The following is a 16,658-nucleotide window of genomic DNA, read 5'->3' as shown; positions in this document are numbered from 1 at the left end:
GACCAGATACATTCCTTTACTATGTCGTTTTCTAAGGTTTTGTTATAAAATTCAAAATATAAAACTAATACTTTCATAAAAACAACAACACAATTTCTATTTAATAGTAATACTTTTATATATTTGTTTTCATAAATGAAAAATTTACAAATACATAACCAATTCAGTTTTATAAAGCGTACTATATTTATTAGTATCCTTTTGGGTATATTATTACAAACTATAGTACAGAACGTTACTTTTTTTACTGATAATAGTTATGAATTAGTTGAAGTAGATATAGAAGAAGATTCTGACGAGGAAGGAAAAGAGGAAGATGATAATAAAGATGAAAAAATTGAACTTCAGGTTTTAAGTCATTATCAACTTAATTTTGCATATATCACAGAATGTTCGTCATATCAATTATTACAACCTTTATGGGATTTTAATCTTGAAATCCCTATACCACCACCTGAAGAAGCATAATATCTATAACGTTTTGACCTAGACATTATAATGTTCTAGTCATCTTCTTTTATTAAGGAAGTCATCAATTTACATAATAACATCATAAATTGAAGAATGTTTGTTGTGCCCTATGCCATCACATTCTCAAATCATAATAACTATGAATAGTTCAAATCCATTTAAAAATTTTAAAGCCGATATTCCGGCTAGTATCGTTGTATTTTTTGTAGCACTACCCTTATGCTTAGGTATTGCCTTAGCCAGTGGTGCTCCTTTATTTTCTGGTCTCATTGCTGGTATTATAGGAGGAGTTATAGTAGGTGCTATGAGTGGATCTCAAGTAGGTGTTAGTGGTCCTGCAGCAGGGCTTGCTGCTATTGTATTAACTGCTATTGGTGCATTAGGAGGATATCAAAATTTTCTTTTAGCGGTAGTTTTGGGAGGGATTATACAATTAACGTTTGGTTTTTTAAAAGCAGGTATTATTGGGTATTATTTTCCTTCATCTGTTATTAAAGGAATGCTAACAGGAATTGGTATCATAATCATACTTAAACAAATACCCCATTTTTTTGGATATGATGCAGATCCAGAAGGTGATTTTGCATTCTTTCAAGTAAACGGAGAAAATACATTTTCAGAAATATTAAATACTATTAATTTTATTAGCCCAGGTGCTACCTTAATAGCAATTATTAGTTTAGGTATTCTTATTTTATGGAGTAATGTACTTTCTAAAAAAGGAAAAATATTTAAACTTATTCAAGGACCTTTAGTAGCAGTAGCTGTTGGTATTATATATTATATAGCTACAACAGGTAATGGTACATGGGGAATTTCTTCAGAACATCTTGTAAGTGTTCCTGTACCAGAGGATGCTTCTTCGTTTTTAGCACAATTTAGTTTTCCAAATTTTGGAGCGATCACTAATCCTCAGATATGGGTAACTGCATTTACTATTGCTTTGGTAGCAAGTCTCGAAACGCTATTATGTGTAGAAGCAACAGATAAATTAGATCCTCGTAAACGGGTAACACCTACTAATCGTGAATTACTTGCGCAAGGAACAGGGAACATTATTTCTGGACTTATTGGAGGACTTCCTATTACTCAAGTAATTGTTCGTAGTTCAGCAAATATTCAATCAGGTGGTAAGACTAAAATGGTAGCGATTTTACATGGATTGCTATTGCTGATATCTGTGATTTTAATTCCAAAATTATTAAATAAAATTCCTTTATCAGTTCTAGCGGCTATCCTTTTTATTGTTGGATATAAACTTGCTAAACCAGGATTATTTAAAACGATGTATAAACTAGGTTGGAAACAATTTGTACCATTTATAGTTACGGTTGTAGGGATCGTTTTTACAGATCTTTTGGTAGGTATAGGACTTGGTTTAACAGTTGGTGTTGTCGTTATTTTGATTAAAAGTTTTCAAAATTCACACTTTTTACACATTGAAGATAAGAGTAATGGTAAACATAAAATCAAGATGACCTTAGCAGAAGAAGTGACATTTTTTAATAAAGGCGCTATACTTAAAGAGTTGGATAGTCTTCCTAGAGATACGTATCTAGAACTTGATGTTCGCAAAACAAGGTATTTAGATAATGATATTATCGAAATTCTTGAAGACTTTTCTGAGAAAGCAAGAAATAGAAACATTGATATTCGCCTTATTTCAGAAAGAGGCACTATAGAAAACCCAAAAAGTTTTATTCAGTTTTTTAAACTGCGCCCTAAAAGCGCTTAAAATATTTGATTATGAAAACTAAAATAGTAAAATCAAAATATAGGTTCTTAGTACTATTTGATCAAACTAAGTCTTCTTATACGGCATTAAATGATGCTGTAAATATGGCTAAGGTGGTAAATGCAGGAATCGATATACTGTATGTTAAATCACCTATAGAGGTTGCTCGACATGATAATCAAATAGCTGTAATGCGAACAATGAATACAGAAAGAGCTACCTCAAAAAAGAAAATGCAAAAATTAGTAAATACTATAGCAGATTTAGAAAATATTCCTATCATTTATAGTTTTACCTTCGGAAACGTTATTACTGAAATACAAAAACATATCACCAGAACACAGCCAGATGTCGTTGTTATTGGTAAGCGAAAAAATAAAATAGTAAATTTTTTAGGTGATGGTCTAACCTCTTACTTGTTAAAAAATCATAAAGGTAATATCCTTATTTCTGGAAATGAGAAAAATCTCAAATCTTACCATAATGTCTCTCTTGGTTTTCTTGATGATATATCAATAAGTAATGAAGTTGAAATTACTCAAGATTTAAAGAAAAACTCTATTAAACCTTTTTCGCTTTTTAAGATTAAGAAAACTAATAATTTGTCTGAAAAGGGAGATTCTGAAAAAGAATCTCCGGCACTAGAGGTAACGACTAATACAACAGTCTTTGAATTTGAAGAAGGTGTTGATAATAGCAGTAGTCTTTCAAAATATATTGAAAAAAATAATGTAGGACTGCTTTGTATAAAAAGAACGAAGGAATGGAAACCAAATAATTTTATTGGTCCAATCCACACTAAAATTAAACGAACGATTAATAAAACAAATGTAGCAGTTCTTATACTTGCGAATTAAAAGGAATACTAATTATGAAAACACATACAAAAGAAACTCAAGAAACAATAACTCCAAAAAAGGCTTTAGATTTTTTAATTGAAGGTAACCAACGTTTTCAAAATAATCTAAGGGCTAATAGAAATTTATTAGAACAGGTAGATGAAACTGCAAATGGGCAATTTCCTTTTGCAACTATATTGAGTTGTATCGATTCTAGAGTGTCATCAGAGTTAGTTTTTGACCAAGGGTTAGGTGATATTTTTAGCATACGAATTGCAGGAAATTTTATAAACGAAGATATCTTAGGGAGTATGGAATTTGCCTGTAAACTAGCTGGTACAAAACTATTAGTTGTTTTGGGTCATACTGCTTGTGGTGCTATTAAAGGAGCTTGTGACCATGCTAGACTTGGGAACTTAACAGCGCTGATAAACAAAATAGAGCCAGCCGTTGAAGCTGTTAAAGAGCCAAAAGAAGAGACGCTAAGAAATTCTAAAAATATTGATTTTGTAAATGAAGTTGCTGAAAAAAATGTACTAATGACTATTGATAATATTCGTTCTTCAAGTGTAGTTTTAGCTGAAATGGAAAACAAAGGAGAAATAAAAATTGTTGGTGGAATGTATGATATTAAAACTGGAGGAGTGAAATTCTTATAATCGCGATAGTAGCGACCACATAACGAAATAACTTACAAAATGTTATATTAAAAAAGACATCAATATATGTTTTTGAAAATGTAACTATAATCCTGTACAAGCATTATAGTTACATTTTTTTTGTAGAATATTTTTATATGATAAGTAATTAATAAACAATCCATGTTTTAATTTAAAAATTGCTAGTATTCAGTAATTTTTAAATTAAAACATGGATTGTCATTAAAGTTGTTTTTTGACCGACTGGTATGCTATAGTATTGTATATCCTAATATGAAAGAAGGAGAAGAATAACTAGAATCCCACAATTTATTTCCAAACATTTTTCGCTTAGTAGGATATCGCACCTCTAAGCTATATTTATTTTTGTATTTATATCCTAACCCAAAAATAAAGTTATTAGAATCTGTAGCTTTTATATCTAAACTGGCTTCATCACTAGACTCTATTTTAGAACTAAAGTCTAAATTAAAACTATAAGCTCCATTAATAAAGATTTTAGAATTATTAGTTATATAAAAACCATAGCGTATTCCGATTGGAGTTTGTAAAGCTTGATATTTAACTTTTGCAGTAGTCGTTTGAGTAACACCTAAAGATTGAATCTGAAGATATACAATATCTTTTTTTTCTGCAGTGTAAGAATGATATGTTGGCTCAATAAAAATAGACCATTTATCATTATTAAAAGGTAAAACAAACTCTGCTTCTAACCCTAGTCGTAAGCTCGCTTTGTTGTCAAACTCCGTTTTTACTTTAGTGAATTTATTTTCTATTGAAAATGACTGGAATTCTATCCCTGGCCTAATACTAAAATTTAACGGTTTTTTATCTTCTCGTTTAGTATAATCTATATGATCATTAGTAGTTTTATTATATAAGTTAAAATATTTCACCAAATCTTTTCTATTATACTGAAGTTTTTCGACATAACTCATCTTAATTCCGTCGTGTCTAACATCACTCCATAATTGCTGACGATATTTTCTGTTTTTTGCAATCTGAGTATCGTTTATTTTATATTTCTTATACACCAAAGGTGTTACATCACCTTCTTTTGTAGCATAAAAATATTTTCTTTGATTATCTGCTTCATAAAGAAATAAAGTAGCCTTACCCTCTACAACATATTTTAAGAATACAATCTTTTTAACAAATTTAGGTTCTTTATCACGACTTAATCCATTAAGACTTTTGTTAGATTGATCAATATCTACGTTAAATTTTCCATATTTAATCTCATTTGCAATAGCAAATTCTACAACAGTATTGATAGTGTGTGTTTCAACTGTAGCATCTGTAGATAGCTTGTATTGAAATTCTGTAGGATTATATTTCCAATCTTTGTTTTTGATTAAACACTCTGTTTTTACTCCGGTATTATCAATAAAATAGCCTTTTTCAAATTTAATCTGAGAAAAGCTATTTAAACTTATCAAAATCAGAGTAGTAAATAATTGTTTTGTCATTTTTAGTATGTATTTATTATAAGAATTAATTGTTGTTGTTCTACTATTATTAAAAGTCTAATGAATGAATACCATTAATAAGGGAAAAAACCTTATTAATAATCTTTACATTAACTACTTTTATAGAAAAGTAAAATGCTCTTAGTTAATTTTTTTTGATCGCATTGCTCTATCTAATGGCTATTCTATTTTCCTTATTATAATCGATTTTTTTTATTTTCATAATGCAATAATAAGGCATGTCAGTTTCATTTTTTGAAACTGAGGTTTTTTTTTTTGATTTTTTTTAAAAGAGCATACTTGTAATACAAAAGTGAATATGTAGATATAAACTCATCAGCAAAAAAACTGTATAATAAATTGATTACAAGATACTTATCCATAGTTAGGTGTGCAGTTTTTTCAATGGTACATCATTAATTCCTTGCACTTAGTTATCTAAACATAGTTATAATCAACTGTAAAACAATAGGTATACAGTTTTTCAGCAAATCCTAAGTAATTGGATTTTTATAAGTAATAAACTTTTATATTTTTTTTGGATTCATAAAATCCCTTAATGGTCTGCATAATACTTCTAAAATTGAAAAGAAGATTATATGTTTTAAAAAAAATTAAGCAATACTAATATGTGATTTTAAATAGGTTCCGTTAATTGGTTACTTCATTACACACCTAGTATTTAGTATATGATTATGAATTTTATGCAAGATTCAAACATTTATTATAAAACGTATGATAGTATTTCCCGTTTTTACTTATCACAAAATGTATTTCTCATTATTTCTACTAATCGATCAAAATCCCATAAATAGTTGTTTTGTTTTGGATAAAATCTCTTTTACAAGGCTTTTTTTAAAATATTGCTTGTTTTTTTGATTTCTATAAAAACAGTTTCAATGATAACAAAAAATTTGTGACAGCTATTTTAAACAATCACTTAATAAATAATATTACATTTGTTAGTATCTAATTAATTTATTAAAATCATGAAAACATTTAGCAAATTAACACTTATCGCAGTATTATCTGTATTTTTTTCTTGTAAACAAAATCCAGCTGAAACACCAGAACATAAGGCAATGGTAGAAGAACATAAAGAAATGGAGACTTCTCATGAAACCATGGCTACAGAGCATAATACAATGAAAGATGATCATCAGCAAATGGTAGATGCCCATAAAACTATTGAAAACGATTCTATCCATCTGGTAATCGAAAAGAATCATACGATTTTATTAGCTAAACATAGTGATCTTATCTCAGCTCATAAAGCATTAATAGAAAAACATGCTGAATTAGAAACAAAACATGCTTCTGGAGAATTTACTTTAGAACAGATGACAGCAGAACATGAATCTATGAAAACTGAGCATACAAAAATGAAGGAAGAACACCAAGGTATAGCTACTGAACACAACCGAATTACAGAAGAAGATAAAAAATTGATAAAAGAAGATCAAGAGAAAACAACTGAAGAAAATTCGAAAAAAATAAAGTAGTGTCCCATAAACTACTTTATAAACAAAAAAATAGGAGGGTTTTAAAAGCTTCCTATTTTTTTTGTGTAATTTTAATAGTGTAATTTTTTTTATGGAAGATTTAAAGAAGTAATTTTTGAATAGCGCCTTAAAAATTGCCCTAAATTTATTAAGTAGTTCACAAAACAAATACCAATACGAACACTGGTTCTTAGTATATATTACTTACTCGGTAGATAATTGAAAAAAAGTATTGTAGATTTGAAATTTACAATTTATTAAACAATGAAAAAAGGAACTACTTTAGAAGATTTTTACAAAGAAATTGCAACAAAAATCCCAGAAGATATTTCAAAAGAAATAGGTCATTTTAATGTCTTTGAGTTTGAAAAATTGTTTGATAAAACAAAGGGTAAGCATATAATGCCCTATAGTAAGAGAGAATACTATAAAATAAGTTTAATAAAAGGTAAGAACAAAGCTGAATATGCTGATAAAGTAATAAATCTAGATGGTTCTGTTTTATTATTTGCAACACCAAAAATACCATATCATTGGATACCTCAAAGTACAGAGCAATCGGGTCATTTCTGTATTTTTACACAAGAATTTTTAACTCAAAGCAATGTCGGGTTATTGTTAGATGATTTGCCAATTTTTAGTCCTGGCAGTTATCCTATATTTCATCTTTCAGAGGCTGAAACCGAAGAGCTGGAGTACATATTTAATAAAATGCAAAAGGAAATATCTACAGAATATATTTATAAATATGATTTGCTTCGCAATCTGGTCTTAGAGCTAGTCCATTTTGGGCAAAAACTACAGCCTACAATGGCTCTATATTCATCACAAAAAGCATCAGAGCGTATTTCTTCGTTATTTATAGAACTATTAGAACGTCAATTCCCTATTGAGTCTTCTCAACAACGACTTGTTTTGCGGACGGCCAAAGACTATGCTGATAGATTGGCAGTTCATGTAAATCATCTTAATAAGGTTTTAAAAGAAAATACAGGAAAAACCACAACAGAAATAATAAATAGTAGAGTTGTTCAAGAAGCAAAAATTCTTTTAAAGCAAACAAATTGGAATATTTCGGAAATATCAAATTCTCTTGGCTTTGAAGAAGTCGCTCACTTTTCTAACTTTTTTAAAAAACGAACGTCACTTACTCCATTATCGTTTAGAAGATAAATGATTGATTTTTACAAATTATTGATTGATCCTTACAAAATGAACCTTACCTAGGCTAAATAACTTTGCATTATAAATTTAAAATTAATTATAATGGCACAAAGTAAAATAGCATTAGTCACTGGTGGTAGTCGTGGCTTAGGAAAAGATATGGCTATAAGTCTTGCGAAAAAAAAACTTGACGTTGTACTTACATACAACACCAATAAAACAGAAGCAGATAATGTTGTATCTGAAATAAAAGGTTTAGGGCAAAAAGCTTCAGCTTATCAATTAGATGTCATGGAAACTTCTAGTTACGATTCATTTATTGAGTTACTTACTTCTACCTTAAAATCAAATTTTAATACAGATAAAATTGATTTTTTAATTAATAACGCAGGATTCATTCATTATGCAAACTATATCGAGGCAGATGAGCAACAGTTTAATGATATGATGCAAGTTCATTTTAAAGGCCCTTTTTTTCTTACTAAGAAAGTACTCAATATTCTCAATGATCACGGTGGAATCATAAATATTTCTTCTGGCTTAACTCGTTTTACAACTCCAGGCTTTGCAATTTACGGAGCTATGAAAGGCGCAATGGAGATTTTAACTAAATATCAAGCCAAAGAACTAGGAGAAAGAAGAATAAGAGTAAATATCGTTGCTCCTGGAGCTATAGAAACTGATATTCTGGAAGGTATAGTTAGGGATAATGTAAAAATGAATCAATACCTAGCTTCACAAACGGCATTAGGACGTGTTGGCTTACCTGATGATATTGGAGGTGTCGTAGCATTCTTATGTACAGATGATGCTAAATGGATAAATGCTCAGCGTATTGAAATATCCGGAGGTTCTAATTTATAAATCAAATAGATTACGAAATATACATTAACACTTAATTCCTTAAATAAAGGAAATGATACCAAAAGCAAAAATTTAGAAATGATATTTGAAAATTATGATGATATTTTTTAGAATCATTAAAAATGTAAAATCTAAAGAAATTTTTTCAGAAGAAATTTCCGTAATTTCTTTTCTCATTGGTTTAAAACTATTTAGTGAAGAAGTGTTAAAAAATTATGCAGAGGATGGTTAAACAATTATCGATTAACCAATAGCTACACTAAGCTCAAAAGTTAGATGAATGGCTACGGTATTGCATCTGGCATGATTGGAAAAAGCCAGAGAGGAAACGCAAGAATCTGATTCGATTAGGGATTAAATATGGACAAGTCTATGTTTGGAGTCGAACTAGGATGGGTGGTTGGGCAATAGCTCAAAGTCCTGTATTGGGTACTACCATTACCATATCCAGACTTAGAAGAAAAGGATACGTTACTATGATTGACTACTTAAAATAAAAAGCAAACTTCGATTTAGTGAACCGCCGTATACAAGACCCGTACGTATGGTGGTGTGAGAGGTGCACTCTCCTCAATCATGGGGAGAGCCGTCTACTCGATTAGGCAAAGTTTTTTACTCTTTCGAGTTTAAGTATTCATACAAGACTAAATCATCTTTGGACATTATTTCAATTTTTTCAGCATCTTTGATTACAAAATTTCGATTTGTTATTTCCAAAACATCATTGTAATAATGATCTGTTAAAATGATTCCCTTTGTTTCTTTAAGATTGAGCAATAGTTTTTTGATAACGTCTTTGTATAGTGGTTCAATCATCGAAAAAGGCTCATCTAACATCATAAAAGGATGGTCTAGATTTCCAATAATTAGTAATTCAAAATATCGTAATTGTCCTAGAGATAATTTTCCAGCTTTTATTTTTTCAAAACTTGAGATTTTTGAGGCATAAAAAATTCTATCCTGATCATCTCCATTTGGGAAAAACATAGATATAATTTCTCTTACAGTTTTTTCTTTTGGCAAAAACGTGTCTTGAGGTAGATAAGCTATTTGTTTAGACGGAATAATTTCTTTTGAGGCAATTATTTTTGAATTAATTTTTATTTGAATTGAATCGGCTTTTACAGTTCCAAAGATTAATTTTAATAATGTTGATTTTCCAGTTCCATTGCGCCCGAAAATCCCGATTATTTCCCCAATCTCACATTTAAGAGAAATGTCTTTTAAAATTACTTTTTTACTGTAAGACTTATTAAGATTAGTTACCTCTAACAAATTCATTTACTTGAAAATCATAAAAATTAAAAGAACTAAGAAAGATATGGAAGTATTTATTAGCCATACTTTTTTTACCAAGTTTATTTTGGTGAAACCTAGATTGTGATATCCAAAATATTCATTCTTTTTAAAAACTTGAAACCCAATATAACCTATTAAAATCCCAAAAGATGAAAATATAATTAAACTCCAAAAAATACCGGATGTATATCCAAAAAATAAGGAAAATGGAAGATTGAACATATTAATATCTAAGTAGTATTTCTAAATCGCCCTACTATACATTTTTCAATCCTAAGTTTAATTTCATACAGTTTTTAATTCTGACTAACGTCACTTTTTCAGTTTGATGTTTAGGTCATTTTAAATCATAAATCTTCTGGTTTTAAGTCAAATTTATCGATTTGTTTTTTAATTCTTTTCATCATTCCAAGTTTTCTTTTTTGATCAAGGAATAGATATTGGGTTGGAGGTTTATATTGGATTTTCTTAGTAATCATATTCTAAATAATGACTGCTATTTTTCTAGCAGTTGCACTAATGGCTGAATGCCTTCCTTTTCTGTAGTCGACTCTTCTGAAGAAATCAGAAAGATGAGTATTTTTTAAGTTTCCAATGGCATTGCTAGTGCCTATAACCTGAAAAAGCACTTAAAATTCATCCATAAAAAAATAAAAAATGGGGCAGCTACATCTGTTTTTCTTGAATCGATACTACTTGCCTTTTCGAGCCTATTAAACCGTAAAATAAAGAACATGAAAATCTCATTCTAATACCGAGAAAAAGAAATAAAGCCTCTTTAAAGAGGCTTATCTGAAGTCGTTATATTCAAAATTATAGGCTTGTGCAACGATTACCGTTGTTGTGTACCGTTATTTTATCACTTAAATGGTAATAGTTTAAATGAGCCTGACTCTTTAAAGTTTAATTTTTATTATGAGAATCGTAAACCTTACCGCTTATTTTCCATTCTCCATCTTTTTTAAATAAGACAAAGAAATCAGTAAATCGGGATCCATTCCAATCATAAAACTCAACTTTTGCAGCTGCCGCTGGTCCAGAAATATCAATCCAGGCAATATGAGATTGGACATTTTTTGAAGGTCCACCTTCACTAACCGCAACACCAAATTCGTCAGCAGTCATATTATAAACTTGACCTTCTACGGAACCGATAATATGTGCGTGGTCATAAAATCCAGACCGACTTAATTTCCCATCTCCAGACTTAGCACTTTTAATGTACGGTTCTAAGGCTTTTTCAACATCTTTATACTCATTAAAACTCTGTAATTCTTTATTTTGTTTGTCCATTTTTTCTGTTTTTAAATCTTTATTAATTTGTGATTGTACGTTTTGAGCATTAATACTAAATACGATTATACTCATTGCTAAAAGGCTTAATACTTTTTTCATTATCCTGACTATTAAAATAATACAGAACAAAAGTAAGTTTGAGCTATAGTACTTAAATGCAGAAAACGACCAATAACATGGACAAAAGGGTCAACTAGTATGTTGTAATCGGAATTCGGATGGAGAAAGGCCAATACGTTTTTTAAATAATCTTGTAAAATATAATGGGTCATTAAAGCCAGTTTCGTAAGCAATGTCACTAATATTCATTTTACTTACTTGCAATAACTCTATAGCTTTATTGATCTTTTTAGTATTAATATAATTGTTTGGGCTATCATTGAAAAAGGTTCTAAAAGCCCTTTTAAAAGATGAAGGACTCATATTACAAAGCTTAGCCAATTCATTAACTGAAAGATTAGAAAATGTATGTAAAGCGACAACTTCATTCAGTTTTATCGTTTTGGTACTATATAAATCTGTGATTAATTCTTGTACCGAACCTATATAATTAGTTTGAATAAGTAGTAATAATAGTTCCTTAACTTTTAATTCTAGCAAGTCATTATTTACTAAAGTTGGATTATCAAAATAAAACTCTAAAGAATCAATAAATTTTGTTATTAAATCATTCGAAGAAATTTTTAAGCTTTGCTCACTATTGGTGCGTTTTACAATTGCGGTTGGTAGTTCATTTTTATAAATTTCCTTAAGCAATTCTGGAAAGAGATGAATTATAATTGTTTCTAATTCTTCATCATTATTTTTTTGAAGTATTTCAAGAAAGTTACTTCCACATTTTAATAAAACAGCTTCCTTTCCTCTTATTTCTGTATTATGTTCACTAGATAGTAGTTTGGTATTACCGTTCTTAAAATAAATAAAACAACCTTTGTTTTGAAAAATAGCTTCATATTTTAAAGATGTACTAACCTTCATCTTTTCAATAATTGTAAAATCTTTATACTTAAAATATTTATAGTCTTGATTCAAAATTTTGTTTTTATCTATGAAGTCTGTTCTCTAATGGTACACAACGTATTGTGTATGAGTAGTAGTGGGTTTTAAACACTAACTTTTCAGTTTTACATTAGCACTCAACTTATTAAATTCATATTCGTTTAACGACTTAAACCACTATTTTTTATATACTTTGTTATCTTCTGTTGTACCCCATTCGAATAAGCACGTTATATTTCGTTTCCAGAATATTTAAATATAACTCTATTGTTTAAAGTTCTTTTTGATTTTATCAATAAATGAATTTTCTATTTCCGTTATTTTATCTAGACTTGCGATAAACCAATCTCTTTGTCCTTGATTTGCCCTAAAAGGAATAATTTTTAGGTCGTTATTTTTTAAAAATGGTGTAATTGCCCATTTAGCCATAACCGAAATCCCTAAATTGGCACTAACCAATTGTATAATGGCCTCGGTCAATTGTATTTTTTGAATAGAGTTTACCAAACTAATGTCATTCTTTAGAATATTGGTCAAAACGTAATTTTTCTCTTCGGGAATATCATAAAGGATTAGGTTTTGCTTTTTAAGGTCGGACAATTCAAGTCTCTCAAAATCTATCAAATCATTTTCTTTTGAAAGAATAACGACCATTTCATCAGTTATTAAAGGTTCAAAATTTACCAATGGGGTATTCGATTTGCTACTTACGATAGCCATATCAATCTTGCCTTCGGCAAGATATTGAAGTGGTTCTTTTGTGGCCTCAATATTAATCTGAACATTGATTTCAGGATTATCTTTTCTAAATTCTTGAACAACTTTTGGCAACCAATGGTAACAGGTATAACATTCGGTCGTCAAACGAATTTTCTTCTTTTTACCTTTTTTTAATTCGTCAAGTTCGGCATTGAGCAGGTTAAAGGAAGCTAGCAATTTTTCAGAATTCCTGTATAGTATTTGCCCTGTTTCCGTAAGTATCAATTTTTTGTTTAATCGGTTAAAAATCTTTAAGCCTATTTCTTCTTCCAACTTTTTTAGTTGATGGCTTAATGCTGGTTGCGACAGGAATAATTTCTCTGAAGCTTTCGTCACAGAACCTTCTTTTACAATCACATTGACTAGTTTTAAATTTTTTAAAGAGATATTCATTATTCAATAAATTTATGAAAATGATAAAATTAATTCATTTATTTTATATCACCAAAACAGATACCTTTGCTCCATAGAATTAAAAAAAAGAAATTATGAAATACATAATTCAAATTTTAGGTGATAAAAACTCCTTTTTATTATCTGCATTTATTTTAACATTAATCTTTAACACAAATGTTATGGCACAAAAAAGTAAAACAACGTCAAATTATTACCAAGTGTATGGCAGTAAGATGCACGTGCTTGAATACGGTAAAGGGGAAGGAAGCCCAATTCTCTTTCTACACGGAAACCCTTCCAACAGTTTTTTATGGCGAAACATTACTCCTTATGTAGAAGGAACTGGACACCACATTATCATACCAGATCTTATTGGTATGGGGAAATCTGATAAACCTGCAATTGATTATACCTATATGGAACAATATGCTTATGTAGAAAAGTTAATTGAGCAAATGGAACTTAAAAATATAACACTTGTATTGCACGATTGGGGCTCAGGCCTCGGATTCAATTACTTTGCAAACCATCAAGACAATGTAAAAGCGATTGTTTTTATGGAAGGAATAATACAGGATATAGGTACTTATTTTGATGAGAGTACACAAGAATTTTTTAAAAAATTGAGAGGTAAGGACGGTTACAAAATGATTGCCGAAGACAATGTTTTTTTAAACGAAGTTCTACCGACTTGGGTGGTTAGAGAATTAACCGAAGATGAATTGAAGGCTTACAAAGTTCCTTTCCAAACTGTTGAAAGTAGAAAGCCTATTTGGAAGTTTGTTTCGCAAGTACCATTTGATGGAAAACCAGAATTAACATCTGCAATAGTAAAAAATTATAGAGAGCAATTGCAGAAGTCAGGGATTCCAAAATTGTTTTTTTATGCAGAGCCTGGTGCGTTTATGCCAGAACAAGTTCGTAACTGGATTATTGAAAATATTCCGAATATGGAAGTTGTCAACATAGGTTCAGGAACACACTTTATTCAAGAGGATAATCCAGACTTGATTGGTCAAAAAATTAAGGAATTTATTTTAAAACTTGAAGATTAAAAGTTCGATTTAAATCTGACAATTTTGTTATGTCTCAATTTCCGTATGTTTTTGGGATATTTTTTGTTTTATTTCGAATGTTTTTTGAGCAATTGAAGATAACGTATTGTGTATGAGTAGTAGTTGGTTTCTATTCATAAACCTTTCGGTTTTGGACTAACCTTTGTTTTAGAATTATATTCTCTTTTTATCACTTAAACCGCTATTACTAATACACATTGTTACCTGCTGGCTTTTTTCAGTCAAATATATGTTCTTCATAATCTTTCCACCATTTCTCGATATCAACTTTTGGTTTTCTGCAAACATAAAGGGGAATTCCATTCTCTTCTCCTATTGCATATTTGTGATTAATTATTTTAACTAATTCAACTTCTTCGAAAACGTATTCAACAGATGGTATTTCATTACCCAAACTAATCCAAACATCGGCATCTTTTTTTCCATATCCCCAAGTCCAAAAACTGCCGTGTCTGCTTATCGGATTTGGTAAATTATATTGCTTACCCAAGATTTTAAGTGCTCCTGCTTCTCCATAATTTTCTGCCCACAAAACGCAATTCTTTTTCTCTTTAGGGCTTAATGATTGATAAACGCTATCTACCAATTTTACCTGCTCTTCCCAACCAAACATATCTGCATAATCTCCTGTTAATTCAATTCGTCCATTCTTTTCTTGAAGATTTTTATACTTGACAAATTTTTCAATTGGTAGAATAGGTGTGGCTTCTGGAATAAAATAGATGGAAGTTGCTAGTGTGACAAAAGCAATTGCATAAACCCAGATAGACTTTTTAGAAAGTATGCTTTCTATCTTAACCGCTCCGCTTGCAAAAAGAACAGGATAAATTGCAAATATATAATAGGCTTTTGAATTGAGAAGCCACATTGTAAAAAAGATTACTATAGATGTTACTCCAACAGCTCTGTATTTTCTTAATTTTTTATCTGTTAGCAGTGCAACAAGGCCAAAAAGGCTTATAATTAGCGTAAATGGGAAATTTAATTGTTCAAGCCCAAACTCTAAAGGGTTAATTTCATTGAGTTGATTATCATTTAATGCTTGCAAATGTTTTAAAAGTGGAAAATCATTTTGAATTTGCCATATTAAATTAGGTAAGAAAATCAGCAAAGAAATCAATGCTGATATATACAGCCATTTGTTTTTAAATAGATTCCCTTTTTGATAAAAAAACAAGCCAATAAATAGTCCAAATGCCCAAACCAACATGGTGTATTTGTTCATTAATCCTAAGCCAAATGTTATTCCCAAAAGGATTAGAAATTTCTTGTTTTGTGAGTTTATAAATTTGATTATAAAGTAAAATCCGAGTGTCCAAAATAGCTGATCAAACGCTACTGGTTGAAATAGTGTATGGTTTCTATAAAACGGGAGAAACGCTAGTATGCAAATTCCACTAAGCAGAATAGCTTTCGATTTCCCACCAAGTTCTTTTACAATTAAAAAGCATAGTACGAGAATAGCAACACCTGCAAGAGTTGGGAAAAGTCTCACTCCCAAAATTGAATAACCAAAAAGCCAATATGATAGTTTTCCAATTGCACCGATAAACGGTGGAAATTCCATAAAACCCCAACCCAAATGTTCACTTACGGATAAATGTAGTAGTTCATCGCGATGAAAGCCATAGTTTTTATTTCCAAACCATTGAATGATAAGTTTTATAAATGATAGGGTCAGAATTATTGGCAGATATTTTTTCATTCGTTAGGTTCAGCTTGCAAGTAACGGTTGCATAAAGAATATATATCCTTTATTTCCTGAATATAAAAGTAATGATAATCAACAAAAAAGCAAGACAATATTGTCTCGCTTCGGTAAAAATTGTTCAATTTGTGACCTCGGCAGGACATATGTCGAACCCTTTTGAAAATGAACTTTTGAAAATCAATGAATTAGCAGAGTATTTTGATGTTGCTTAGCAAAATTGATATAATTCTGAAAAATTCTATTGTCCTCCTTTAAATTAGTTTACTAATTCAGTCATTAAACTGAACTATTGATTAAAACCAGGGAATAAAGCCTACAGAGTTCAATAAATCTGTTCATTTTATAAGTTCACGATTTGACACTTAAATGAACCGTAATGTTATTTGGATATTCTCATTTTTATATTGCTTTTGCCGAAC

15 protein-coding genes are annotated in these 16,658 nt (G+C 29.9%); 9 read left to right on the top strand and 6 right to left on the bottom strand.

The features are described from left to right. The first annotated feature begins 135 nt into the window (after window positions 1-135). From N456_RS22235 to N456_RS22220, 4 genes are all read left to right on the top strand, one after another. Window positions 136-468 carry a hypothetical protein gene (locus N456_RS22235; RefSeq protein ID WP_062062360.1) on the top strand — a complete coding sequence of 111 codons (333 nt, stop codon included), beginning with the start codon at window positions 136-138 and terminating at the stop codon, window positions 466-468. A gap of 142 nt (window positions 469-610) precedes the next feature. Next, window positions 611-2,206: a SulP family inorganic anion transporter gene (locus N456_RS22230; RefSeq protein WP_062062357.1), complete on the top strand. Its 1,596-nt coding sequence runs from the start codon at window positions 611-613 to the stop codon at window positions 2,204-2,206. 11 nt (window positions 2,207-2,217) lie between these two features. Next, window positions 2,218-3,063 (top strand): universal stress protein, encoded by an 846-nt coding sequence (locus N456_RS22225; protein WP_062062354.1) that lies wholly within the window; start codon window positions 2,218-2,220, stop codon window positions 3,061-3,063. 14 nt (window positions 3,064-3,077) lie between these two features. After that, window positions 3,078-3,704 (top strand): carbonic anhydrase family protein, encoded by a 627-nt coding sequence (locus N456_RS22220; protein ID WP_062062351.1) that lies wholly within the window; start codon window positions 3,078-3,080, stop codon window positions 3,702-3,704. Window positions 3,705-3,955: 251 nt separating this feature from the next. Here the strand turns inward: N456_RS22220 and N456_RS22215 are convergent, their stop codons facing one another. Further along, the gene (locus N456_RS22215) at window positions 3,956-5,173 is read right to left on the bottom strand and encodes a porin family protein (RefSeq protein ID WP_062062347.1); all 1,218 of its coding nucleotides are present in this window, start codon (window positions 5,171-5,173) and stop codon (window positions 3,956-3,958) included. 989 nt (window positions 5,174-6,162) lie between these two features. Here N456_RS22215 and N456_RS22210 point away from each other — a divergent pair. The 3 genes from N456_RS22210 to N456_RS22200 all read left to right on the top strand — a co-directional run bounded on the left by N456_RS22210 (window position 6,163) and on the right by N456_RS22200 (window position 8,703). After that, window positions 6,163-6,675: a hypothetical protein gene (locus N456_RS22210; protein ID WP_062062344.1), complete on the top strand. Its 513-nt coding sequence runs from the start codon at window positions 6,163-6,165 to the stop codon at window positions 6,673-6,675. A 264-nt stretch (window positions 6,676-6,939) separates the two neighbouring features. Beyond that, complete coding sequence (locus N456_RS22205; protein WP_062062341.1) at window positions 6,940-7,848, top strand: helix-turn-helix domain-containing protein; 909 nt, start codon at window positions 6,940-6,942, stop codon at window positions 7,846-7,848. A 93-nt stretch (window positions 7,849-7,941) separates the two neighbouring features. Further along, a complete protein-coding gene (locus N456_RS22200) occupies window positions 7,942-8,703 on the top strand; it encodes an SDR family NAD(P)-dependent oxidoreductase (RefSeq protein WP_062062338.1) in 762 nt (253 codons plus the stop codon). A gap of 612 nt (window positions 8,704-9,315) precedes the next feature. On the opposite strand, the gene N456_RS22195 is transcribed toward N456_RS22200, so the two are convergent. The 4 genes from N456_RS22195 to N456_RS22180 form a co-directional block, all read right to left on the bottom strand. Beyond that, the gene (locus N456_RS22195; protein ID WP_062062334.1) at window positions 9,316-9,984 is read right to left on the bottom strand and encodes an ATP-binding cassette domain-containing protein; all 669 of its coding nucleotides are present in this window, start codon (window positions 9,982-9,984) and stop codon (window positions 9,316-9,318) included. A gap of 921 nt (window positions 9,985-10,905) precedes the next feature. Continuing rightward, window positions 10,906-11,397, bottom strand: coding sequence for a nuclear transport factor 2 family protein (locus N456_RS22190; protein ID WP_062062331.1), 492 nt, complete (start codon window positions 11,395-11,397; stop codon window positions 10,906-10,908). Between the two features lie 90 nt (window positions 11,398-11,487). Continuing rightward, window positions 11,488-12,330, bottom strand: coding sequence for a helix-turn-helix domain-containing protein (locus N456_RS22185; RefSeq protein ID WP_148639414.1), 843 nt, complete (start codon window positions 12,328-12,330; stop codon window positions 11,488-11,490). 231 nt (window positions 12,331-12,561) lie between these two features. Beyond that, a complete protein-coding gene (locus N456_RS22180) occupies window positions 12,562-13,449 on the bottom strand; it encodes a LysR family transcriptional regulator (RefSeq protein WP_062062328.1) in 888 nt (295 codons plus the stop codon). A 95-nt stretch (window positions 13,450-13,544) separates the two neighbouring features. Between N456_RS22180 and N456_RS22175 the strand changes: the two genes are divergently transcribed. Then, entirely contained in the window at window positions 13,545-14,507 is a 963-nt protein-coding gene (locus N456_RS22175; RefSeq protein WP_082422626.1) for a haloalkane dehalogenase, read from the top strand. Between the two features lie 238 nt (window positions 14,508-14,745). On the opposite strand, the gene N456_RS22170 is transcribed toward N456_RS22175, so the two are convergent. After that, window positions 14,746-16,233 (bottom strand): ArnT family glycosyltransferase, encoded by a 1,488-nt coding sequence (locus tag N456_RS22170; RefSeq protein ID WP_062062325.1) that lies wholly within the window; start codon window positions 16,231-16,233, stop codon window positions 14,746-14,748. 71 nt (window positions 16,234-16,304) lie between these two features. On the opposite strand from N456_RS22170, the gene N456_RS24670 reads away from it, so the two are divergent. Next, window positions 16,305-16,451: a hypothetical protein gene (locus N456_RS24670; RefSeq protein WP_158447951.1), complete on the top strand. Its 147-nt coding sequence runs from the start codon at window positions 16,305-16,307 to the stop codon at window positions 16,449-16,451. Window positions 16,452-16,658 lie beyond the last annotated feature (207 nt).

Source organism: Aquimarina longa SW024, from assembly GCF_001401755.1.
Taxonomy (GTDB): Bacteria; Bacteroidota; Bacteroidia; order Flavobacteriales; family Flavobacteriaceae; genus Aquimarina; species Aquimarina longa.
This window is presented reverse-complemented; position numbering and strand designations above follow the sequence as displayed.